17 protein-coding genes and 1 pseudogene are annotated in these 22,841 nt (G+C 67.9%); 11 read left to right on the forward strand and 7 right to left on the reverse strand.

The genetic code is table 11. The features are described from left to right. Positions 1 to 20 precede the first annotated feature (20 nt). The 10 genes from GAA2_RS18020 to GAA2_RS18065 all read left to right on the forward strand — a co-directional run bounded on the left by GAA2_RS18020 (position 21) and on the right by GAA2_RS18065 (position 12,225). A complete protein-coding gene (locus tag GAA2_RS18020; RefSeq protein ID WP_191835024.1) occupies positions 21 to 986 on the forward strand; it encodes a glycosyltransferase in 966 nt (321 codons plus the stop codon). Beyond that, complete coding sequence (locus GAA2_RS18025) at positions 983 to 2,512, forward strand: flippase (RefSeq protein ID WP_191834496.1); 1,530 nt, start codon at positions 983 to 985, stop codon at positions 2,510 to 2,512. Before GAA2_RS18020 ends, GAA2_RS18025 begins: the two co-directional genes overlap by 4 nt. Then, positions 2,509 to 3,603, forward strand: a complete 1,095-nt coding sequence (locus tag GAA2_RS18030; protein ID WP_159404911.1) for a glycosyltransferase family 4 protein — start codon at positions 2,509 to 2,511, stop codon at positions 3,601 to 3,603. The genes GAA2_RS18025 and GAA2_RS18030 overlap by 4 nt, the downstream gene beginning before the upstream one ends. Positions 3,604 to 3,653: 50 nt before the next feature. Further along, positions 3,654 to 4,751 carry a cellulase family glycosylhydrolase gene (locus tag GAA2_RS18035; RefSeq protein ID WP_040004491.1) on the forward strand — a complete coding sequence of 366 codons (1,098 nt, stop codon included), beginning with the start codon at positions 3,654 to 3,656 and terminating at the stop codon, positions 4,749 to 4,751. Between the two features lie 114 nt (positions 4,752 to 4,865). Continuing rightward, positions 4,866 to 6,341: a hypothetical protein gene (locus GAA2_RS18040; protein WP_006434625.1), complete on the forward strand. Its 1,476-nt coding sequence runs from the start codon at positions 4,866 to 4,868 to the stop codon at positions 6,339 to 6,341. After that, complete coding sequence (locus GAA2_RS18045) at positions 6,331 to 7,437, forward strand: glycosyltransferase (RefSeq protein ID WP_006434627.1); 1,107 nt, start codon at positions 6,331 to 6,333, stop codon at positions 7,435 to 7,437. The genes GAA2_RS18040 and GAA2_RS18045 overlap by 11 nt, the downstream gene beginning before the upstream one ends. After that, the gene (locus tag GAA2_RS18050; RefSeq protein ID WP_159404912.1) at positions 7,424 to 8,677 is read left to right on the forward strand and encodes a hypothetical protein; all 1,254 of its coding nucleotides are present in this window, start codon (positions 7,424 to 7,426) and stop codon (positions 8,675 to 8,677) included. Before GAA2_RS18045 ends, GAA2_RS18050 begins: the two co-directional genes overlap by 14 nt. 83 nt (positions 8,678 to 8,760) lie before the next feature. Beyond that, positions 8,761 to 9,954, forward strand: coding sequence for a lipase family protein (locus GAA2_RS18055; RefSeq protein ID WP_232513011.1), 1,194 nt, complete (start codon positions 8,761 to 8,763; stop codon positions 9,952 to 9,954). 55 nt (positions 9,955 to 10,009) lie between these two features. After that, positions 10,010 to 10,645 carry a GAF domain-containing protein gene (locus GAA2_RS18060; RefSeq protein ID WP_035760271.1) on the forward strand — a complete coding sequence of 212 codons (636 nt, stop codon included), beginning with the start codon at positions 10,010 to 10,012 and terminating at the stop codon, positions 10,643 to 10,645. A gap of 98 nt (positions 10,646 to 10,743) precedes the next feature. Beyond that, the gene (locus GAA2_RS18065) at positions 10,744 to 12,225 is read left to right on the forward strand and encodes a sugar transferase (protein WP_024497716.1); all 1,482 of its coding nucleotides are present in this window, start codon (positions 10,744 to 10,746) and stop codon (positions 12,223 to 12,225) included. Between the two features lie 17 nt (positions 12,226 to 12,242). Here GAA2_RS18065 and GAA2_RS18070 read toward each other — a convergent pair whose 3' ends face one another. Both GAA2_RS18070 and GAA2_RS18075 read right to left on the reverse strand, forming a co-directional pair. Next, a complete protein-coding gene (locus tag GAA2_RS18070; RefSeq protein ID WP_191834497.1) occupies positions 12,243 to 12,383 on the reverse strand; it encodes a hypothetical protein in 141 nt (46 codons plus the stop codon). Positions 12,384 to 12,640: 257 nt separating this feature from the next. Then, positions 12,641 to 13,472 (reverse strand): annotated as a pseudogene (locus GAA2_RS18075) (HNH endonuclease). A 124-nt stretch (positions 13,473 to 13,596) separates the two neighbouring features. On the opposite strand from GAA2_RS18075, the gene GAA2_RS18080 reads away from it, so the two are divergent. Beyond that, positions 13,597 to 14,994, forward strand: coding sequence for an AIM24 family protein (locus GAA2_RS18080; protein ID WP_096274504.1), 1,398 nt, complete (start codon positions 13,597 to 13,599; stop codon positions 14,992 to 14,994). A gap of 15 nt (positions 14,995 to 15,009) precedes the next feature. Here GAA2_RS18080 and GAA2_RS18085 read toward each other — a convergent pair whose 3' ends face one another. The 5 genes from GAA2_RS18085 to GAA2_RS18105 are packed head-to-tail and all read right to left on the reverse strand — an operon-like array spanning position 15,010 to position 22,782. Further along, complete coding sequence (locus tag GAA2_RS18085; protein WP_096274506.1) at positions 15,010 to 15,501, reverse strand: hypothetical protein; 492 nt, start codon at positions 15,499 to 15,501, stop codon at positions 15,010 to 15,012. Next, positions 15,498 to 16,355, reverse strand: a complete 858-nt coding sequence (locus GAA2_RS18090) for a ParA family protein (protein ID WP_096274508.1) — start codon at positions 16,353 to 16,355, stop codon at positions 15,498 to 15,500. The genes GAA2_RS18085 and GAA2_RS18090 overlap by 4 nt, the downstream gene beginning before the upstream one ends. Before the next feature lie 24 nt (positions 16,356 to 16,379). After that, positions 16,380 to 19,310: a Z1 domain-containing protein gene (locus tag GAA2_RS18095; protein ID WP_096274511.1), complete on the reverse strand. Its 2,931-nt coding sequence runs from the start codon at positions 19,308 to 19,310 to the stop codon at positions 16,380 to 16,382. After that, the gene (locus tag GAA2_RS18100; RefSeq protein ID WP_096275000.1) at positions 19,307 to 20,752 is read right to left on the reverse strand and encodes an ATP-binding protein; all 1,446 of its coding nucleotides are present in this window, start codon (positions 20,750 to 20,752) and stop codon (positions 19,307 to 19,309) included. The genes GAA2_RS18095 and GAA2_RS18100 overlap by 4 nt, the downstream gene beginning before the upstream one ends. Further along, positions 20,749 to 22,782 (reverse strand): hypothetical protein, encoded by a 2,034-nt coding sequence (locus GAA2_RS18105; protein WP_096275001.1) that lies wholly within the window; start codon positions 22,780 to 22,782, stop codon positions 20,749 to 20,751. The genes GAA2_RS18100 and GAA2_RS18105 overlap by 4 nt, the downstream gene beginning before the upstream one ends. Positions 22,783 to 22,841 lie beyond the last annotated feature (59 nt).

Genomic DNA, 22,841 nt, shown 5'->3' on the forward strand with positions numbered 1-22,841 from the left:
CGCATCTCGGTGACACCCCGCTGGCGGCGATCGTCCAGGAGGACGCCACCGGCGAGTTGCCCGCGTCGATCACCCCGTTGCGTCGCCCGGTGGCCGACGGCGTCCGACGCGCGATCCACGGTGTGCTGCCCACCCGACGCGGTGGGGTGTTCCACGGATTGGACGTCGACCTCCCCGTCGCGGGGCCGACGACGACCGTGGCGACCGTGCACGACATGTCGGTACTGGACATGCCGTCGGCGTCGAGCAGGTTCCGCGCCACAGGCGAATCCGTCCTGGTCCGCACCACGTTGCGGCGGGCAGACGTTCTGATCGCGGTCTCCGAGTTCACCGCCGAACGCATCCACGACGTCTGTGGGCGCGACGCCCACGTCACCGAACTCGCGCCCGCGGACTGGGCGCACCCGCCCGCCGCCGCGGACATCGAGCGTGTCCGCACGAAATACGAACTGCCCGACCGTTTCGTGTTGCAGATCGGCACGGTCGAGCCGCGGAAGAACGTGGCACTGGTCGCGGCCGCCGCGCGCCGGCTCGACATCCCGTGTGTTCTCGGCGGCGCCGGGTCAACCGGACCCGACGCCCCGTCGTCGGCGATCGGCCTCGGATACGTCGACGTCGAAGACCTCCCCGGGCTCTACGCCGCAGCCACCGTGACCGCGTATGCGTCGTTCTACGAGGGGTACGGGCTACCGCCGGTGGAGGCGATGGCCTGTGGTGGTGCCGTTGTCGCGAGCGCCGTCGGCGCACTTCCCCAGGTCGTCGGCGACGGGGCCGTGCTCGTGGAACGACACGACGAGGACGACTGGGTCCGCGCCCTCGAACCCCTCGTCCGGGACCCCGAGACCCGCTGCGGGCTGGTGGACGCGGGCACCCGGGTCGGGGCATCGCTGAGCTGGGGCACCACCGCCCGACGCACGGTCGATGCCTACCGCGCGGCCGGCATCGATCTGCCCGCCGCGGCCCCGCCCCCGGGTGGCTCGCAGTGAGCCCGGACGTCACCGGGCCGTTGCCCTCCGACGTCGAGATCGAGCGGTTGGCGATGGAACCACCCGAACCGTCAGTACCTCATCCGGCGTCGGACGCGAAGGCGGCCACCCGGGCCACCGCGGCGATGCTGTTGAGCCGCATCGTGATCGCCGCGCTCGGCTGGGCGGGCAGCGTCATCATCGCGCGCACGCTGTCCCCGGAGGACTGGGGCAGTTACTCGTTCGTGTTCGCACTCCTCGGGCTGACCGCGATCTTCACCGACCTCGGCGTGGGCCGTGCCGTGATGGCCCGGCTCATCTCCGACGACGCCGAGGACGTCGCCCGGACCTCGTCCGCCTTCATCGCGTTGCGGGTACTCCTCGGACTCGTCGGGTACGTGCTGGCCGTCCTCTATGTCGTAGTGCTGCAGTATCCGGGCGAGGTCATCCGGGCCACCGCGGTCGCCGGACTCGTCGTCGTGTTCGCCACGCCCGGACAGGCGCTGACGGTCATCTTCCAGAGCCGGCATCGCCTGGTCCTCACCGCGATCGCCGAAAGTCTCGGCCAGGTGCTGCAACTCGCGATCACCATCGCGGCGGCGTTCGCCGCACCCTGGCTGCTGGTGTTCGTCCTCGCGCCCGTCGCCAACGAGATCTTCGCGCTGGTCGTGAAGGTGGCCGGGATCGCACGCCGATCGTCGGGGCTGCGGCCGTCCCGGGTCGTCGAGTGGTCACGGTGGAAACCGATGCTCGCCGACGCCCTGCCACTGGCGATCGGGTTCGCGCTGACCATCGCACTGCAGAAGATCGACGTGCTGTTGCTGAGCCTGCTCGACTCGCTCGACGCGGTGGGCATTTACAGCATCGGCTACAAGTTCTCCGACATCATGGACACGCTGATCCTCGCTGCCGTCGGCCCGATCAGCACACTGCTGGTGGCGGCCTGGCCGCACCGTCCGGCCGAACTCCGCCGGCAATGCCGAAGCGCAGCGATCGCTTTCGGCGCGGCCGGCGCCGTCACGGTGGCGGCGTTCTGGCCGAGCGCCGGACAGATCATCGAACTCCTCTACGGCCGCCGCTTCGTCGACGGAGCCGACGCCGCACGGTTCCTGGTGCTGGGTGCCGCGATCATGGCCTTCGTCGTACTCGGGATATTCCTCCTCGCCGCCACCGGATCCGCGAGACGGTATCCATGGATCGCGGTCGCCGGCCTCGCTCTCAACGTGGCCCTCAACGTGGTGCTGATCCCGCGGTACTCCTACACCGGCGCGGCGATCACGACCGTGATCACCTTCGGCGTGTGCGCCGTGGCTCTGTGGGTCGTCGTGGCCCGGACGCTGCCCGTCGCCGAGTTGTTGCCCCTCGGTGCACTCATCGCGCTGGCGCTGCTCACCGCCGCCGTCTGCGTCGTCGGTGTCTGGGCCGTCGACCCGGTGCCGTGGCCCGTCGTGTCCGTCATGGCCGCGCTTGTCGTCGCCCTGCCCGCGGCCGCCCTGTTACGGCTGACCACCCTTCCTGCCGGCCGCCACACAAAGGTGATGCGATGACAGAACCAGTGATGTCCACCGGCACATTCGTCTTCGTCGCACACACCGGGCAGGTGTCGGGGGCGGAGAAGGTGATGCTCGACCTCATCGACGTCGCGCTCGAGCGCGGCCGGCGGGTGGTCGTCGTGTGTCCCGACGGCCCCCTGCCCGACCGGTTGCCGGACGGTGTGCAGCACGTGCCGATCCCACCGCTCGGGCTGAGCGGTGAACGCGGGCTCCGCCGTCTGGCCGGGGCCTCGCGTCTCCTGGTGGACTGGGTTCGCGCCGGACGCATCCTCCGCCGCATCACCCGGCACGACGCCACGACGATCGTGAACTCCCTGTTCGCCTTGCCCGCGGCACGGGTCGCGAGTCCTCACGACCGGGCGTCGTGGCTGGTGCACGACACGTTGTCCACCGGGCGTCAGCGTGCGGTGGTGCGTCTCGGCGCGCCGGCGATCCGCCGTGCGGTGGCGGTGTCCGAGGCAACCGCGGCGCCGCTGACGGCGATGGGCCTGCCCACGGTGGTGGCACACAACGGGGTCCGGTGGCCGGTACCCGCACTGTCGACCGAACTCCACGACCCGCCCGTCGTCGGAATCCTCGCGCTGCTCACCCCGTGGAAAGGTCACGCGGTCCTGCTCGAGGCCGTCGCCTCACTCCCCGGAGTCGAACTGGAGTTCGCCGGCGGGTCCTTCCCCGGGGACGCCGACCACGTCGCATTCCTGCACGAGCGTGCCGGACGACCCGATCTCGCCGGTCGCGTGCGATTTCTCGGTCACACCGATCCGCAGGCCGCGCTCGAGCGGTGGGATGTCGTCGTGTCGGCCAGCGTGACCCCCGAAGCCGGTCCGCTCTCGGTGCTCGAGGCGATGGCCTACGGGAAACCGGTCATCGGCACCGATCACGGCGGCACGACCGAGTTCCTCCGCGGGGGCGCCGGAATCCTTGTTCCACCGTCTGACGCGCCAGCATTGGCCGCGGCCATCACACGAGTTCTCGACGATGCGGACCTCCGGCGAGCAATGACCGCGCAGGCCCGTGACCGGATCAGCACCAAACACGACAAATCCGTCACGTTGCCGCTTATGCTGCACGAGTTGTCGTCATGACGACGACACAGAGGTGGCGCGCACTGCACTCCTTCCTAGATAGGCTGCCCATGAACCAGTCCCTCTCCCGCCGACGGAAGACCTCCCGGTCAGTGCTGGCGTTCACCTGCGTCCTGCTCGCGACCCTCGCCGGCATCGTGTGGGTGCGCAGCGACGCCCACTCGGCGCCGACCACCTGTGCGTTGTCGAGCGGCAGCCACAAGGTGGCGGCCTCGCCCGGAGCCTCGATACTCGCCGCGTCGGACGCCGACCTGAACCGGGAACTGTCGCTCGCCAAGGAGCTCGACATGTGGGCGGTTCGGATCGACGTGGACTGGTCGGTCGTCGAACCCCGTCGCGGCCAGCGCAACTGGGCGCCCATCGACCGAGTGGTGAATGCCGTCGTCGCCCACGGCATGTGTCCGGTCGGTCTGGCCACCTACACCCCGCTCTGGGCCGCACGGCCGCTCGACTTCCCGCGCAACTCCCACTACCGGCCCGCCGACCCCAACCTGTTCGCTTCCTTCGCCGCGGCGGCCGCCCAGCGCTACTCACAGTCGATCGCGGTGTGGGAGATCTGGAACGAGCCCAACCTCGCCAACTACTGGCTGCCCCGGTCCAACACCACCGAGTACGGGCGACTCCTCGCGGCGTCCTACACCGCCATCAAGCGGGCCGTCCCCGAGGCGGCGGTGATCTCGGGCGGTCTCGCCCCCGGGACCGACAACGGTCGCGACATCGCACCGCTGACCTTCGTCCGCAACCTCTATCAGGGCGGATTCAACCGATCCTTCGACGCGCTGAGTGTGCACCCCTACACCTATCCGGCGCTCCCCAATGATCCGGCCGCGGCATCGTGGAGCACGGCCGCACGGATGTGGGACATGCGCGACGTGATGGTCGCGGCGGGGGACGGCGACAAGAAGATCTGGATGACCGAGTTCGGCGCCCCCACCGGCAGCGGGACCAACGCGGTGTCCGAGGAGATCCAGGCCCAGAGCATCCAGATCGCGATCGGCGCGCAGAACGATGCGTCGTGGCTCGGACCGCTGTTCGTCTACTCCCTGCGCGACGCGGGGACCGACCCGAACAACCTGGAACACAACTTCGGCCTGGTGCGCCGCGACTGGTCGCCCAAGCACGCGTACACCTTTCTGGACTCGCGCTAGACGTCACGTCACACGTGAGGGCAGGTCGTTAGCTAAAGTGAACCGAAAGTCGACCGACGGCAAGATCATCGGGCGGCGACCGCCGGGGGGCACCCAACACCACAGGAGAGATGTGTGACCTCCAGTCTGGACTCCGCCGGACGCCGCGACGCGCCACCGTCGGTCGATCTCTTCGGGCATTTCCGCGATCTCGCCCGTGTCGCCCTGCCCGCCATTCTGATCGGCCTGCTCGTCGGCGCGTGCGTGTTCGGTCTGCGCACCGCGCTCGTACCCAAGGAGTACTCGGCGACCGTGGTCGCCGAGATCACCCCGTCCGGCGACATCATCCCGGGGGACGCCTACATCGAGCAGATGCGTGCCCCGTTCATCGCGCTCTCGACCGACGAGAACGTGCTCCAGCAGGTCCTGACCCAGGTCGACACCGGTTGGGACACCACCGAACTCCGCGAGCACGTCACCACCGGACCGGGTACGACGCCCTCGCTGCTGCTGTTCACCGCGACGGCACCCTCATCCGAACAGGCCGAGAACGTGGCACGCGCCATGGTGACCGCGATCTCGGCGGCTGCGATCTCCAACCACGCCCGCGACATCAGCCGGGTCGTCGACCAGCTTCGCGCCCAGATCACCGCCGAGCGGGCACGAAACCGCGCGCTGCCCGATCGGGGCGACTCCAAAGCGGAGTCCAATGCCACCCTGGCGGACCTCAACTCACAACTGACCCGCCTGCAGAACTCCTCGACCGACAGCCTCGCGATCCTCGCCGCCCCCTCGGCGGGCGCGAAACCGATCGCCCCGAATCCGACGCAGGAAGGTGCCGTGGCCGCCATCGCCGCAACCATCCTCGCCGCCGAACTGCTCGTACTGATCCGGGGCAGAGCCGGGCGGACACCGAATCCCATCTGGGCGAGGAGAATCGCCCACAAGTACGGGGCGCAGCTCTCCTACGACGACGCCACTGCCGGCCCAGGACTGCCGGACACCGTGCTGCCCGCGCTCGCCCAACGACACCGACGCGCACAGGTCGCGCTCATCCTGACCGGCTCCGGTGTGGATGCGGACGGCCTCGTCGACCGGACCGCCCCGCCCGCCGACGACGCCGCGGGACATCCGATGCGTCTCGAACGGCTCCCGCTCACCGAACCGTGGTGGCAGCGTGTCGATCCGGGTGACCTCGCGCTCGCAGTGGTCACCATCTCGACCGCCGGCACCGACCGGTCACTCGCCGAGCGGGCGCTCGCCCAGTTCGCCGAGATCGGCATCAACCGTCACCTCGTCGTACTGCGACGTCCTCCCGTCGGAGCCGACGACACTCTGGCCGACGACGGTCCACCACCGGGTCCCGGTGTCGATGTCCACACACCGCGAGCCCACGTCGATCCCTTCCCCAGCGGCGACGTGGCCACGACGGCGGTGCCGTCCCACCCGCCACGCACGCCGGCCCACCGGCACTCGCACGGTCGGCCGTTCGACTCCGACCGGTTCCGCGTGTCCCCGCTGGACGCGTCCCCGCGGGACCCTCGTCCTCAGGAGCCGTTCTCCCCGAACCGGAACGGCACCACGTGGGACATGGGTGACCATGCCCGGTGATCGCATCGCCGTCGTCCACGAACGGCTCACCGAGATCGCCGGATCCGAACACGTCGTCGAGCAGCTCGCCGCGACGTGGCGCGAGGTCGAGGTCCACGCACCCATCGCCCGCGCCGAAGGGATCCCGGCGGGTCTGACCGATCCCCCGATCACCACGCCACTCAACCGCGCCTACCGGTTGCTCCACGAACGCAGTTACGCCCCGTTGCTTCCCCTGATGCCGTGGGCTTTCCGCCACATGCATCTCCGGGACGCATCGGCGATCGTGGCCAGCCACCACGCGTTCGCGACACAGTCGGTGTTCGCCACCGACGCACCCGTCATCGCCTACGTTCACAGTCCCGCCCGGTGGGCCTGGGACCCGTCGCTGCGCGCAGGCGAAGGCGGCGGAGCTGCCGGTGCCGCGATACTGTCGGCCCTGTCGGTCGTCGCGCGCCGATGTGAGGTCGCAGCCGCACCGGAACTCCACACCGTGGTCGCGAATTCCACGGCCGTGGCGGCACGTATCCGCGAACACTGGGACCGCGACGCGATCGTCGTCCACCCACCCGTCGACCTCGATGGATTCACCCCCGATCCGGCAGTGGAACGCGAGGACTTCTACCTCCTCGCCGGGCGCCTGGTGCCCTACAAACGTCCCGACCTCGCCATCGCCGCTGCCGCGAAAGCCGATGTCCGGCTGGTGGTCGCCGGAGACGGCCGCGCCATGCAGCAGTGCCGTGAACTGGCCGGCCCGAAGACCACCTTCCTCGGGCGGGTTCCCCACGAGACGCTCCTGAACCTGCACCGCAGCGCGCGTGCCGTCCTGATGCCCGGCATCGAGGATTTCGGGATCGTGCCGGTCGAGGCCATGGCCACGGGCACGCCGGTCATCGCTCTCGGCGAGGGCGGGGCGCTGGACACCGTCGTCCCCGGGTCGACCGGACTCCTCGTCGAACCCGGCTCCGACGACGACATCGTCGACCGGTTCGCCGCAGCCATGCGCGACTTCGCCGTCGCCGATTACGACCGCACCGAGATACGGGCGTGGGCCGAACGATTCCGCCGGGAACGCTTCCGCGCCGAGATGCGGGAGGTCGTCGGTGCCGCAATCTGACACGACGCGTTCGACGGTCCTCGATCGCGCCCTCGCGACGTCTCGCACGATCGCGATGACCGGTCCACTGGCCTCACTCGACGCCGACCGCATCCGCGAGCGCCTCGCACCCGCGCTGACCCCGACCTCGCGCCTCACCGTCGTCCCCGACCCGGCGTCGAAGACGTGGGCCCACGACGTCTCGCCGATCCCCATCTCGGTGCGGCCCGATCTGGCCGAGCTGTCCCCCGGCGAGATCCTGACACGGCTGCGGAACGCTCCGGTACCGGCGGGACGCCCCGAGTATCTGCTGTGCGGGAGTTGGCTCGTTCTCGAACACAGCCACGGGATCGGCGACGGCCGGGTCGGTCTGGAGCAGTTCGCCGGGCTGGCCGGCCGCGACGAGGCCGCGATGGCAGCCAACCTGGAACGGTCACTGCCGGCGAACTCGGCGTGGCACGCCGCCCGCAGGCACCTGTTGCGCAACCCCGGACGGCTGCGCGAGATCGCCCGCCTGCGCGCGGCGAACGCGGCCGGCGCTCCGGCGGGCCCCACCCGTTCGCTGTCGGACTGGCGCACCACGCGCCACGTCGTGGCCACCTCGATGCCCGCCGACCGGGCACGCGCACTACGCGCCGCGGTCGCCGACAGCGGGATGAAGGCGTCCTCGGCCGCCGTGACCGTTGCACTGTGGCGTGCGGCCGTCACCGCGCAGGGCGTCTCGATCGACGATCGCACGCAAGTGCTGTTCGACTGCCGGCGCTACCTCGACCCCACGCACGCCGCGGATCACGGCAACCTCGCCGTCGGCATCCCGATCCGAGTCCCTGACGGGGCGACGCCGCCCGAGGTCGGCGACCGCATCCGCGCGGTCGCCGGTTCCGGGTGGCCGGCCGCCATCCTGGCCTCGGCGGAACTCCGCGGCCTGCTACACAAGTCGGGGGCCGGGATCGAGCCGGGGGCATCCGACGACGTCCAGGTGCCCGACCGACTGCGTCTCTCGGTCAGCGACATGGGGCGGATCGACATGTTCGACGACGTCGACTGGGACCCGACCGCGCCGTCGCACCACCTCTATGCCTCCCTCGAACCGGACGGTCCGGATGCGGCGACCACCTTCGTCAGCGAGATCGGCGGGGTCCGCTCTCTCACCACCACCTTCTACCGCGCCTTCATCGACCCCGCCCTGATCGAAGCCGCCCAGCAGCACCTCTGCGACGATCCGGTGTCGCTTTTCGAACGGCTCCTCACCCGATCATGAGTGCACCCGGCCCCAGGTTCCGTGGCCCACGATCGCTCCGCTCGGGAAGATCCTCACCCCTGCGCTCGGGAACATCCTCACCGTTGCGCTCGGGAATCATCTCGACCGTCCTGTTCCTCACGACCCTGCTGGTCGCCCTCACCGGGACGTCCTGCGCCACCGATGGCTCCTCCGAGTCCGGCCCGTCCGGGAGCACGGTGCCGGAGGGGGCATCGCCCGGCGACGTCATCGGCACGGCCTCCGACACCAGCGAGTACCGCTCACTGGCCAAGATCGCCGAGCGCGCGCTGCGTTTCCGGTATCGCTCGGAGCATCCCGTCACCGGCGAATTGGTGCCTGTGTCGGCGGCCGCATTCGTGCCCCGTGGAACGGCCCCCGCCGGCGGCTGGCCCGTCATCGCGCTCGGTCACCCGACGACCGGCGTCGCGAACAACTGCGCACCGTCGTTCTACGGCAACCTGCTCGGCACCGTCGATCTCGTCGCCACCCTCCTCGAGCAGGGATTCGTGGTCGTGCAGACCGACTACCAGGGTCTGGGCACCCCGGGTGATCACGCCTACCTCGAACCCACGGTTGCCGCACGCAACATCATCGACTCGGTGCGCGCAGTGCGCTCGATCGTCCACGACACCACCGACGACTGGTGGGGATTCGGTGTGTCCCAAGGTGCGCACGCGGTGTTCCGGGCGAACGAGATCGCCGATTCCTATGGCGACGGACTGAACCTGATGGGGACGGTCAGCATGAGTCCGGCACTCGACATCCGGCCCCTCGCCGACTCCATGGCGGCCGGCACGCTGACACCGGATCAGATCGCGTTCCTTCCGGTCATCCTGACGGGACTGAAGACGGTCCACCCGGAACTGAACATCGACGACTACCTCCGCGGTCCCATCCGCGACACGTTCCGGGTCTTCCTCGAATGCAACGACGCCGCGCGGGTGCAGAAACAGGACATCGTCGAGATCACGGAACCCCCCGACTACCGTCCGATCGACGCCGCTGCCACCGAACGACTGCGGGGGTGGCTGGGTGAGGCGAGTCTGCCGCAGGGTCGGGCGAGCGCTCCGATGCTGATCTCCTACAGCTCCGAGGACAAGGTGATCCGTCCGTCGTGGACCGCGGGCGCGATAGAGCAGGCCTGCGCTCGAGGTGATGTGATCAACACGGTGATCGTCAGGGGGCAATCGCACGGCATACTCGACGTCGGCTCGAAAACAGCAGACTGGGTGAAGGCCGTGTCGAACGGGGATCCCGTCCGGAACGACTGTCGATGACCCACCACCCGCCGTCGGGGCAAGCGCGGTGTGGCTCGCGAAGTGGAGACCTCTCATGAACACCAACCCGAACGAGGCGGACGACCGCGAAGCGGACGCGTCCGCAGATCGACTGTCGTCGGTACTGGGCGTCCCGGGCGACTCGACCATGTCGGCCATCTTCGACGCGGTTCGAGGGGCAGATGAGAAGACCGCGGCGGCATTACGCGAACTGCTGTCCGACCCGGCCCGCGTGCGAGCCATCGAGGAATCGGGGCTTCTCTCCGGTCAGCCACATCCGGCCGTCGATGACGCGATCAGCCTGACGATCAATGCGCTTGGCGTCGCCTACGCGGCACTCAACGTGGTCACCGCCGAAGGACAGACCAACGCGTCGATCGCCTGGCAGTCCGGAAAGCCGGGGCACAAGGGTACGCGGCCGCTGCTGGACTCTCTGTGCGTCTACCCCGTTGTGAGTGACGCAATGCTGGTGATCGACGACATCGCCGACCATCCGGTCCTGTCCGAGCACTCGACCGCACGCAACGGCGAGGTGGCCTCCTACCTCGGCATTCCGCTGCACGCGGGCGACGGACACGTCATCGGTACCTTCTGCGTCTGGGATACCGAACCGCACCACTGGTCGTCGACCGACATCGCCCTGCTCACCGATCTGTCGGTGGTGGTGAGGGAAGCCGTGTTCCGCGACTGAGCGCGACTCGCCGGCAAATGTGAGGCCGAGTCGCATGTTTCCGTTAGCCACCTTTACAATTGGCGGTGACCGGGGGGCCGTTCATCGATGGAGTGGACTTGGCTACCCATACCTCGGAGGTCGAGGCGCTGCCCAGGTCGGGCAGGCCTGCCGACTCCCCTGATTCTCGGCGCTCACTCGGCGACCTGGTGCGCGATGATCCGCTCAGTACCGCCATCACGGTTTCCATCGACGTCGTGACCTCGGCGATCGCCACAGCTGTCGCCATCTGGTGGATCGTCCTTCGCCAGTCCGACTATCCCCCACTCTGGACCATTGCGCTGTACCCGGTCGCCCTCGTGGGCGTCTTCGGGTTACGAAAGATCTACCGGCGCGGACTCAATCGCCGATTCCTGGACGAGGTCGGCAAGGTCATGACCGGTTGCACCGTCGCGGCGATGGTCCTGCTGTCGCTGATGCTCCTGGCCGGCCTCGACGAACGTCCGGGCGCGGCCACGACGAAGCTCTGGATCTCCGCGTTGTTCTGGGTCCCGTTCGGGCGGCTGGTCCGGGATCTCGTTCAGCGCAACCTCCGCCGCCACGGACACCTGATGGCACCGACCCTGATCATCGGCGATGGACCGGTCACCGAGCAGGTGGTCGGGCGCATGGTCGCAGCGCCGGAGCACGGCCTCAAGCCGGTCGGTGTCCTGGCCGCCGGGGCACCGCCGCGTGACCGGGACGAACGCGCGTCCCGGGTTCCTCAGCTCGGGGGTGTCGACGACCTCGACCAGGCGATCCGGGCGACGAATGCCGAAATCCTCGTGGTCGCCTTCGCGGTCACGAACGTCGAGCGATTGACCGCGTCGGTCCGCATCGCACACCGGCACGGGGTCAAGGTGTGGATCGTTCCCCGCATGTTCGACGTCATCGGCCGACGCAGCCGCGTCGACCACATCGGTGGCCTCCCGTTGATGTCGGTTCCTCACACCAATCCGCAGGGATGGCAGTTCCGGACGAAGCACATCGGCGACCGTGTGGTTGCAGCGCTGATCCTCGCCGCGATCTCGCCCGTGTTCCTGACACTCATGTTGCTGGTGCGCCTGAGTTCCCCCGGCCCGATCTTCTTCGCCCAGCCGCGTGTGGGCCGCGACGGCCGGGTCTTCGACTGTCTCAAGTTCCGTTCGATGCGACCCGAGGACCCGACGGCCGAGAAGTTCCGGCCCGCGGCCGGCAACGCCCCCGGCGGCGTCGAGGGCGTCGACCGGCGCACCAGGATCGGCAAGATCATGCGTTCGACGTCGATGGACGAGTTGCCACAGCTGCTCAACGTCGTGCGCGGAGAGATGAGTCTTGTCGGGCCCCGCCCGGAACGCCCCGAGTTCGTGTCCCTGTTCGAGGTGCAGATCCGCCGCTACGGCGAACGGCACCGGGTCAAGGCCGGCGTGACCGGCTGGGCCCAGGTGCACGGTCTCCGCGGTCAGACCTCGATCGCCGACCGCGCCGAATGGGACAACTACTACATCGAGAACTGGTCGCTGTGGCTCGACGTCAAGATCCTGCTGCTGACGGTCCTCGCAGTACTCAAGCGCGCCGAATGATGGCCGGCAGCTGATACTCAGAGGCTCGGACGCCGGGTGTCGTACGCGTCCTGGTACCTCACCCGCCGACGACCGTCGCCGGCGACGACGAGAACCGTGCGGATGATGATCGCGAGCAGGATGAGGCCGCCCACGATCGCCAGTAGAACCACGGTCATGACGACCTCCTCACCGCCGGCCACCACAGACGCGAACTGCGTTGCGGCAGCGTCGAATCACCACGGACATCGCCGTGGACGCACTGTCGGTGAACATGGTGCGGCGTCACCGCCCACGAGCGCCACTGATTTTCCGGCGCCTTCACACTGTGGAGTTGTCAAGGAACAGATGCGGTCCCGACATGTGGCGGACCCCGCTGCTGGTTGAGTACGCGAGGAGCTTGCGACGAGCCGTATCGAAGCCGGCTGCGCGAAAGTCAGGCGGCGTCGTCGAGTCGCATGGTGCGCCGCTTGTAGGCGGGTAGGGCGCGCCGTTGCGGATCGACGTCGGCGGGCGGGATGAGCCACGGGTGGCGGAGGAAGCCCAGCATGATGTCCCAGCCGTTGTGGTGGACCTGGGTGTGGCAGCGTTGACAGAGCAGGCACCCGTTGTCGAGGTCGGTATCACCGTCGTCGGACCAGTGCTGGATGTGATGGACCTGCGTATGTGACGGCGGCGCACCGCATTTGATGCAGGTCTCGTCGCGCAGGATGATCGCCTTGCGCAGGCGTGCCGGGAACAGTCGTCGTTCGCGGCCCATGGCCAAGGGCACGGTCTCGCCGTCTGTGAATCTCGGTGGGCGTGGCACCCGACAAGGCTTGGGTGAGGAGTTCGATTTCGTAGATCGTCCGGTCGCCGTCGGAAAGCGCTGCAGATGAACGTCTCTCGATCACCGCGATGCCCCGGACGATGGCATCGACGACTTCACCCGAGAGACGACCATCGGCAGCGCAGGCCTCGACCTTGCTCAGCGTGCCGAGAGCGTCGGCGATCCGAGTGGTGCGAGTAGCCGCTGCGGGCGGGAACCCCATCTCGATCAGCAGCTTCTTGGTGGTCGAACCCGCCTTTTCCGCGACGCCAAGGTCGTCGAGGTATGCTGCGTGCGTGGCGATCTGGCGATCGGCCACGTTGCGGATCAACCGCCAATACTCCAGCTGCTCGTACGTCAGACGGCCGGTGGGATCGTCGGCGGGCAGGGTGATCTCGACGAGTTGGTCAAGGACCACGTTGAGTGAAGTGGTGTCGATCCGCGGGAGCTCGCGACTCACTGGCCCCTTCACTGACGCACACCGCGTAACTCACGGTGCCGTGGGTCCTGGAACGCCGCGGGACGGCCCACAGGTGACGTCAGTCGGTATACAGGCAGTTCCCTCGCGCGTCCGACTTGGCACAATGGACGACGTGCTCACCCTGTCCGCCGGAGAGAACCGCCCGTTGCCGTCGTCGGCTGTGACGGTCTCGGTGCGTTCGGCATCGCCGGTCAACACCTCGGCGATCCTGCTCACCGATGCCGGTCGCGTCCGCTCCGACGCCGACCTGATCTTCTACAACCAGCCGGCCGGTCCGGGCGTCGGCTACCGGTCCGCCGGGGCGGTCGACATCGTCACCGTCGACACCGCCGCGCTACCCCGCGACATCACGACCGTCGTCGTGGCCGCGAGCCTGGACGGCAGCGGGCCGTCCACCTTCGCGACCGCCGGTGCGCTGACCGCGACGCTGAGCGGCGGCGGCGAGGAACTCACGTTCGCGCCCACGGGCCTCACCAGCGAGGCCGCCGTCGTCTGCCTGGAGATCTACCGCCGCAACGACACCTGGAAGGTCCGCGCCGTCGGTCAGGGCTACGACGCCGGGCTCGCGGGTCTCGTCTCGGCGTTCGGCATCGAGGTCGAGGACGACCCGGCACCACCACCCGAGCCCGGCCGGCCACCGCGGGTGACCGATCCCCAGCCGTGGCCGCCCGCCTCGCAACCACAGTCACCACCCGCGGCCGCGCCGTCACCCGTCACTCCGCCCCCGGCTCCGGCCACCACCCAACCCACGGGAGTCCCCATGCACAGCGATCTGTTCGCCCCGTCCCACGCCGAGGTCAGCGGCCAGGGAATCCAGAAGCAGGGCAGCAAGATGTGCCGTATCGGTCTCTCGGGTGAGGTGATGGCCCGCACCGGGTCGATGGTCGCCTACCAGGGTGACCTCAACTTCGAGGCCCTCGGCTCCGGCGGGCTGGGCCGGATGATGCGCCAGGCCATGACCGGCGAGGGTGTCCCGCTGATGAAGGTCACCGGACGCGGCGACCTGTTCCTCGCCAACGCCGCGTCGGACGTCCATCTCATCGACCTCGACGGCACCGACGGCCTGACCATCAACGGCGCGAACGTCCTGGCGTTCGACTCGACCCTGCGCTACGACATCCAGCGCGTCCAGGGGGCGGGCGCGATGAGCAACGCGGGCCTGTACAACTGCGTGTTCACCGGTCGCGGACGCATCGCCATCACCACCGACGGCACCCCGGTGGTGCTCAACGTCGACGCCGCGACCTACGCCGACCCACAGGCCGCGGTCGCCTGGTCGTCGAGTCTCCGTACCTCGGTGAAGTCCAACGACTCGTTCAACCTCGGCACCCTGATGGGACGCAGCACCGGCGAACGTTTCACCCTCGCCTTCTCCGGCCAGGGCTTCGTCGTCGTGCAGCCGTCGGAGCTGCCGCCGGGCGGCTTCATCGGCGGCACGGGCGGCGGCGGGGCCGCGGGCTCCGGCGCCGGCGGGATGCTGGGCGGCATCCTCGGGCGCTGAGCCCGGCGGCGGCTCCTACCGGAAGACGCTCCCCTTGTTCTCCGACGCCTCGACCCGTTCGACGATCCAGGCAACCAGCACCTCGGCCTTCCGCTTGCGGCCGGTTTCCTTACGGGTGTCGAGTTCCTGTTCGGCGATGATGTCCCGGAGCTGCTCGATGGTCAGCTCGCCAAGCCGCGCCGCCAGGTCCTGCCCGCCGCTCTCGCGGTAGACGACGAACGGGTCGAACGCACCCGGTTGACGCGTCACCCGCTTCTTCGGCGCCGCGGCACGCTTCCGCGGCGCCGGCACCGGTGCTGCGCCGAGCACACCATCGGCCGGACGCAATGCGTCGACGACTCCGGTCAGCGCGGCGGCGAAGCGGGAGGACCGCTCGGCTTCCGCGATGATCACCGTGGTCAGTCCGGCGATGAGCTGTGCGGCTTGCGGATTCTTGGCGTCCAGCTGCGCGAGCGCCCCGCCGACGGCCTGGTACTCCATTCGACGGCGGGTGTCGTCGGAACTCATCGGATCTTCTCCTGCGCCTCGGTCATCACGTCCATGGCCAGCCCACGGAACTGATCGAACTGTCCTTGATTGCCGTACTTGACCCGGAGCGTCCCGTAGGGCGTGAACTCAGCAGCTGCCGCAACGGAATTCGCCTCATTGATGTAGCTGGGCAGCACATGCTGGATGGTGGGATCACGACGCAGACGCAGGGCCGTCGACCGGTGCACGGCCGAGTTCGCCTTGTACTTGGTGATCACCACGCCGAGTTCGACGATCGTCCGGCCGATCTCGTCACCGATCTTGCGCACGCGGGTCTGGATCTGGGGAATACCGTACGTGGACAACACATCCGGGATCGTCGGGATGATGTAGGCATCCGCGGCGGCCAGACCGTTCAGCGTGACGGGTCCGATGTTCGGCGGGCAGTCGATCAGCACGTAGTCGTAGAAGTCGACCACCGGTGCGATTGCTTCACGCAGGAACTGGGTTCCGTTGCCTCGAGCGCGCCCCTCCACCCGCAGCGCACTCAGTTCCTCCTGGACCTCGATGAGATCCAGGGACGACGCCAGCAGGTCGACGGTATTCACCTTCTTCACCGGGGAGACACCCCGTTCGATCGCGTCGTTCAGCCGGAAGTACTGGGTACCGTTGATCGCGTCGGAGAACAACGTGGCCAGCGTGCGGCCATTCGTGTTCAGCTCGAACCATCGCTCCTCGCTGATCATCATGGTGGTCAGATTGATCTGCGAGTCGAGATCGATGAGCAAGACCCGCTGCCCGAACTCCGCCGCCATGAACTCGGCCAGCCCGGCGGTCACGGTCGTCTTGCCGACACCGCCTTTCAGGCTGATCGTCGCGATCACCTTCGCCATCGAGAATTCCTACCTTCCATACGGTCATGCATCGACGATTGCCCCCGCCCCTTCCTTGCGTACCGTGAACCCGACCTTCGGGGAGGGATCAGCAAGATACGGAAGCGCATACGAGAACAGGGTCGCCACGTCACGCGGATCGGCCCTGCCTCGCCTGTGCGACTTGAAGTGGCGACTCCCCTTGGGCGGATCGCTGGCGAACAGGAGGATCATCGCTCCGCGGGTGGGCGACCGGAGCGCGTCGGCCAACCGGCCGCCGACGAGCTTGCTCGGGTTGCCCGCGATGTGTTCGATCGCGTCGCGTTCGCGCACCGCGGTTCCGGTGAAACCCGTGCGATAGTCAGCCTCTTCGCGTTTGCGGTTGACGAGCGGAAGTTCCGTCGGGTAGTCGCCGATCGTCGCAGGCTTCTTCGTCTTGGGGATCGGCAGCAGGATCGCCATGTCCTCCAGCGCCCCGCGTTTCATCGCCGATTCGAAGGCCCGACGATGCGGTTCGAAGTCCCAGTTGGCATCCCACACGAACCGGGTGATCGTCTCCAGAACGACCTCGGCGTCGACAATCCCGTACCGCGCATGGAACATCCGTGACGTGGAATCCTTGTCGATGAACGAGAACTCGCCCGACTCGTCAAGGGCATCGAGCAGTGGCCGCACCGCCGCGAAATGGGTGGCGTTGTACGAGCCGTCGCCGCGGGGTGCCTGCATGGTGAAGCTGAAACTCTGGCCGCCGACGCTGCGATAGCTCAGTTCGGCGTTGTACATCTTGTTGGTCGCGGTCGGCCGCAGCCACGGCAACCGCTGGAACACCATCGGTGGTACATCGCGCGGGGTGATCATCGGCTCACCGGCCTCATTCACGCCTTTGAACCGACGGAGTTCGTCGCGGAACTCCTCCTCGTCGGCGACGACGGCCTCGAACGCCTCGTACATGTCCACGATCCGGCCGCCCGGTCCCGGCACCTCCCGGCCGATGAACAGCCGCACCAGATCTCGGTAGCCGGGGCGGAAGCCGAACCAGCGTCCCATCTGCATCAGCGTGTCGGCCTGCGCGGTTCGCCGGGTGTAGTAGGTCGTCGTGAGCCCCTCCACCGTGAACCCGCGGCTCAGCTTGGTTCCGCCGACCAAGATCTTCCACACGGGATGCTCCTGGAAGTCCAGCGGCTCCTGGATGTAGTCCTTGTCGGCCGCTCCGTTCACCACGATGACCGGGCTGACGCCCGAACCGATCCGGTCACACGCCGCGCCGATGAACACCTCGAGCTCACCGAATGACGCCGGACTTGCCGTCGACGGGTCGGCTCGCACCGCGGACACCCGACGGAAGTCGTCGTCCCACAGGTTCTCCAGCCGCGCCAATCCGTGCGGCTGGCTGTACCCGGCTCTCTTCCACACCATTTCGAAGTCGTCGGCCAGCGCCTTGTGCTCGGCCTGCTTCACCGACTCGTGGACCAGCATGGTGTGGTGGTGGAAATCCCCTGGTACACCTCGACTTTGCCGGTACAGTTTGATCGCGCCGGCCAGGACGAACGAGTCCAGCGCACGCCGCATCTCGGCGGTGCGATCCTCATCGCTCTGCGCACGTAGATCCCGGACGAACGCCTTCTCGTTGGAATTCGCGGGCGTTTTCTCGACCCCGTCGTCGAGTTGATCGGCGTCGTGGAAATCGGCTCCGCCCATGTACTTCTCGGGCCGGTCGAGACTCACGATGAAGTCGTTCGGGAAGATGTTCACCGAGTCGTCGGGATCGACGAAGACATTCGCGAACGGCGTTGCCGTGTATCCGATGTACTGGCTGCGTTTGAGGGTGTCGAGTAGACGCGAGATCTGCTCGTTGATGGCGGTCCGTTCGATCCGGCCGGCGGCGAAGTTCTTCGGATTCTGGGTGTTCACCGACGCCTGGTCGGCCTCGTCGTCGATGATGAGGGTCGGGATCTGTTCCAGAGGCGTCGGGATTCTCCCGACGTCGGCGACGAGTTTGCGCAGCACGGCAGCGTTCTTCTTGACCACCGCCACCCGGACGTTGCTCGAGTACAGGTTGACCGGATCGAAGAGCGGCCGTGAATGATCAGCGAATTCGTAGTGCAGGGTGCCGATCCCCTTGGCCAGAGCCTGGTAATCGTCGACGCGGCCGGTCAACCTGCGGATCGCCGGGGCTTCGTTGGAGTGGTTCGGGTCCAGCACATGATCGAGGAACCGACCGGCATGCCAGTCTTCGTCATTTTCGTACTCGGCGTCGTCGATGTTCTGCATGCCGATGAGTTCCATGTCGAGTCGGCGCTGAGTCTGACTGCGCAACAACTCGATCGTGCCGGTCAGCACGATGACCAGCCGGTAGCCGGCGTCGATCGCCTTTGCGATCACCCCGGTGAAATTCGCGGTCTTCCCGCTCTGGACGTGACCCACCACAAGTCCTTTGGACTGGTAGGGCTCGTCACGGGTCGGATCGGCGAGACGCTGGACGACGGCGGTGGTCGCGACGTCGAGACCGGTGATGACCTCGGGTTCCCAGCCCTTAACGGCGAGCACGCGTCGATAGGCCGACCAGTAGAAGTTCTGTGCCACACGACGTTCGGGCACATACCAGGGTTCCCATGGCTGCGGGGCGGCGATCACAGTGGGGCCGACCGCGATCGGGAACGCGGCGGTGAGCGCTTCGAAAGCGACTTCGGGAATGCCCAGGAGTGTGTAGATCAGCGTCCGACGCCCGTCGGTCTGCGGTGCGGTTGCCGCAGTCCACTCCGCGGCTCCTTCCGCGTCCCAGCGTGTGAGCGACGATCGGACGGCCGACCGCACCGCCGAAGCCCGGTCGTCGACGATGATGTCGATCAGGGCTTCCATCGTGACCGGACCTCCGCCGGCGTCCAGGACACGTCCGGCCACGGCACCGAGGAAGCGAGCCGGAGCGAGATCGGTCTTGAACTCGCGCACCAGAGCGTCGATCACCACGTCGATCACTCGTCACCCCCATCCTCTGCAGCCAGTGCAGCGATCAGCACCCGTTGCCAGGCGTCGATCTGCTCGACCTGCCTGGCACTGTGCCGCACCGCGTCGAACATGTCCTGTGCCAGCAGGAACACCAAGGTCCGCAATACCGGGAGGTCAGCGCCGTTCGAACGTCGGCGGCCGCCCAGCTTCCTGCGGAGACGCGCATTCAGCCACAGTGCACGGGATTCGAGATCGATTTCGAAGAAGCGATCCTGCGGCAGTACCCGCCATCCGATCTGGACGGGTTCTGCGGTCTCCACGAAGGTGAAGGTGTCCGCGAACTCGTCTGCCACCTCATCGGGCAGCCCGGTCCCCGGTTCGACCACGGTGATCGGACGACGCTGAACCCGCCGCGCGGCGACGGCGGTCGCCGCCGCGTCGTCGAGGTAGTTGCCCAATGCGTCGTGAAGCGCCGTGGCGAGTGTGGCGTCGAGCGTCACCCCGGCCTTCTCCGGATTGATCGTGATGTGTTCGGCCAGAAGGGGGTCGATGTCTATCGCAACCCGCGCCAGCGCCCACTCGGGTCGTGGACGCAACACGCCCAGCCATCCACCGGCCTGTAACAGTCGGCCATTGCGATACACGAAGAACCCCTGGGAATCCCGGCCGGGTCGCCCATCGAGTTTGTAGTCGGGCGAGGTACTGCGTGCGGGCCAGATGTGTGCGGTCACCACGTCGCTGCCGAGAACGGACACGGACTTCGGATAGCCCGTGCCGCCACTGGTGCGATAACCGAACGGGTCGACCGGCCGCACCGACCTTGGTACACCGGCCCGCCCGGCCAACTCGTCGGCGACATCGACGGTGATGGTGAGGCCGTCGGCGATCAGACGGTGGAACACCAGGCCTAGCCACGCCTGCAGATCGGCGACCGTGACCTCCAGCCAGGCACCCTGTTCCTCGGTGGCGACGCCGTTGGGAAAGGTCCGAATCCCGCGCCATTCGACGATGGTTCCCGACCGGAACGGGAACCGCGGTGCGGCCGTGTCGATCACCCTGGCCGCGTCGGCATCGTCGACGACATCGAGCCGGGGCGCATCGTGGCGAGCCTCGACGGTGAGCCGCCGGCCGACCGGATCACCCTGTACGGCATGCGAATACACCGTGACCTGGTCCGCCTGGCTGAGGGATGCGGCTTTCAGACCGACTCCGAAGTGGCCTTGTTCGTCCCCGCGGTAGGCACGCTGGGTGCCGTACCGCATGGCGGCGTCGATGGTGACCGGATCCATGCCGAGTCCGTCGTCGACGATCCGCAGTCCGCTGACCCGTTGTCCGGACTGCAGGAACCGCACCAGCACATGCTGCGCCCCGGCATCCACGCTGTTGTCGATCAGATCGGCCACTGCCGTGAGCAGGGTGTGGTGCAGCCCGAGCGCGCGGATGGTCGGGGTTTCCGCCGATTCTGCGGTCATCGAACGGCCACCGTCCACGCAGACTCCAGCAGAGTGGCGACCGCGTCGTCCCGTGCCTGGTAGCGACTGAGGATTCGGCGGGGTTTGGCGGAGGCCTCCATCCCGATCGCGCTCGCGAGCAACGGAACCGCCTCGTTGTCGGACACGGTGTCCGGCTGCGCGACACCGACGAGTGCCAGCGCACCCCGGACGGGGTCTTCGAGCGTCGCGACGCAGGGAACAACCCCGAATCCACCGGTGGCCGAGTAAGTGAGGAACACGTAGTCCGTGGGCGCGACCTGTTCCTCCACCAGAAACCGCCGGATGGTCCCGCACGTCGGGTTGATTCCGGTCCACCGGATCATCTGTGGACCGAGCGGACTTCGCAGCTCACGCGTCTCACCCCTGTTGCAGCCGAATGCCTGTGCCACGCCAACCGGAATCGTGAAGCCCGATCCGCGCAGGTGCTCGGTGGTGACCCGCATCCGGAAGCACCAGGTGTCGCCGATTCGGTAGAGGCGTCGCGTGGGACGGACGGAGTCCATGCCGGCGACTCCGTCGACAGCACCGGGTTCACCTGCGACGTCGAGGAGGGCGGGCCGCCTGGGCACGGACCCCACGCCGCCGGCAGCGATTTCCCGTCCGGCCAGACGCCACAGCCCGGAAGCGGTGGTCTCGAACCGTTCGTCGTCGGAGAGCCGGCGGGCGACGTACTGTTCGGAACGATCGGTGTCGACCAGGTCGACCAGTGTGCGGATGTCGACGGGTCCGCCGACCACCTCCAGGACTGCTGCGGCATGGTCGACGAGGCGTCGGGTGGACAGCAGCACATGGTCGTCGAGGACCGGGATCCCGCAGTACTCCAACCACTGTCGTGTCTCGTCGGGCGTCAGCTGCAGCGTTTCGGCGGCATCGTCGACAGGGACGACCCCGTTGCCGGATTCGAACTGCTCGAGCATGACGATCGTGCGCCCGGTGGCCGAACGGAGGTCCGGTGCGATCGCCCACGGCCCGGTGACCTCGAATCCGTCGTCGAGCCGATCGAGCGCCAGCCACAACGGCACGCCCAGTGACGGGACCTCGGTCCGGAGCACGGGCTGCATCTCGAGCAGCCTGATCAACGGGGTCACCGGCCGGATCTGCCCTCGCATGCTCGCCAACAGACCGCCGGCCGTGGTCTCGTACTCACAGGCCGAGGCCAGGTCCTGCCTGAGCTTCGCCACGATCCCCGAAGCACGACTCTTGCTCACGTGCAGCCGTACGCTCAGCTCGCCGATCGTGATCGGGTCGGTGGCCATCACGAAGGCGGTGAGGGCAAGGGTCTCGCGCTCGTCGAGTTGCTCGATCAGGTTCTCGAGTTCGTCGACCGGATTCGACTCAACCGTGCGCGCGAAGTCCCGCCCGGTGATCGCCGAGATACGCGCAGCGACCTCCTGCACCTGCTCGGGCGTCTCGTCCTCGATGTCGATGCGGATCAGGGGTGCGTCCTGCGCACCGCGGAGCCCACGCCATCGCGCCAGTACCCGCAGGTCGTCGACGAGTTGGGTGACGACGGGATCGACGGTGTTCTCGTCCTCGGGCAGACCGTCCTCGGGGTCGACCAGGATCGAGGCACCCAGGACGCCGGTGGCGACGTCCTGCACGGTCTCTGGACTCGTGCCCCTGAGGTCGAACAACGACCCGACGGTCGTCGACAACAAGCCCTCCACCCGGTCCCGGTCGGTGAGTCTCCGCACGACGGTCTCGGCTCGCGGACCCAGACGCAGTGCGACGAGGCTCGCCGACGGGTCGATCCCCGGCGCGAGTTCGCCGAAGGTCGCGGTTCGGTGCCGACGGACGGCCAGACGTGCCAGGCCGGCGACCAGTTCGTCGAGTGAGGTGTCCGCCGCGGTCTCGCGCGGGGAATCGGCGATCCACCAGTCAGGGACGTTCGGCACGAGGGCTTCGAGGTGCGCAGCGTCCGATGACTCGTAGGTGTCGAGCCACGGAAACAGGTCGACCCAGGTGGTTCCGCGCAACGCGGCCGCGCCGATCTCCGAAAACGCGAACATCACCTTCGAGCTCCAACATTCCGCCACCACACACTGCGGTGATGATCCCGTCGTCGGAG

The sequence above is a fragment of the Gordonia ajococcus genome (assembly GCF_012974285.1).
GTDB lineage: Bacteria > Actinomycetota > Actinomycetes > Mycobacteriales > Mycobacteriaceae > Gordonia > Gordonia amicalis.

Coding starts and splice junctions, on each gene's coding strand:
- GAA2_RS18080 (WP_096274504.1), top strand. CDS start 13,597: ATGGACGACGTGCTCACCCTGTCCGCCGGAGAGAACCGCCCGTTGCCG.
- GAA2_RS18105 (WP_096275001.1), bottom strand. CDS start 22,782: ATGTTCGCGTTTTCGGAGATCGGCGCGGCCGCGTTGCGCGGAACCACC.
- GAA2_RS18045 (WP_006434627.1), top strand. CDS start 6,331: ATGCCCGGTGATCGCATCGCCGTCGTCCACGAACGGCTCACCGAGATC.
- GAA2_RS18090 (WP_096274508.1), bottom strand. CDS start 16,355: ATGGCGAAGGTGATCGCGACGATCAGCCTGAAAGGCGGTGTCGGCAAG.
- GAA2_RS18100 (WP_096275000.1), bottom strand. CDS start 20,752: ATGACCGCAGAATCGGCGGAAACCCCGACCATCCGCGCGCTCGGGCTG.
- GAA2_RS18035 (WP_040004491.1), top strand. CDS start 3,654: ATGAACCAGTCCCTCTCCCGCCGACGGAAGACCTCCCGGTCAGTGCTG.
- GAA2_RS18070 (WP_191834497.1), bottom strand. CDS start 12,383: ATGACCGTGGTTCTACTGGCGATCGTGGGCGGCCTCATCCTGCTCGCG.
- GAA2_RS18030 (WP_159404911.1), top strand. CDS start 2,509: ATGACAGAACCAGTGATGTCCACCGGCACATTCGTCTTCGTCGCACAC.
- GAA2_RS18085 (WP_096274506.1), bottom strand. CDS start 15,501: ATGAGTTCCGACGACACCCGCCGTCGAATGGAGTACCAGGCCGTCGGC.
- GAA2_RS18060 (WP_035760271.1), top strand. CDS start 10,010: ATGAACACCAACCCGAACGAGGCGGACGACCGCGAAGCGGACGCGTCC.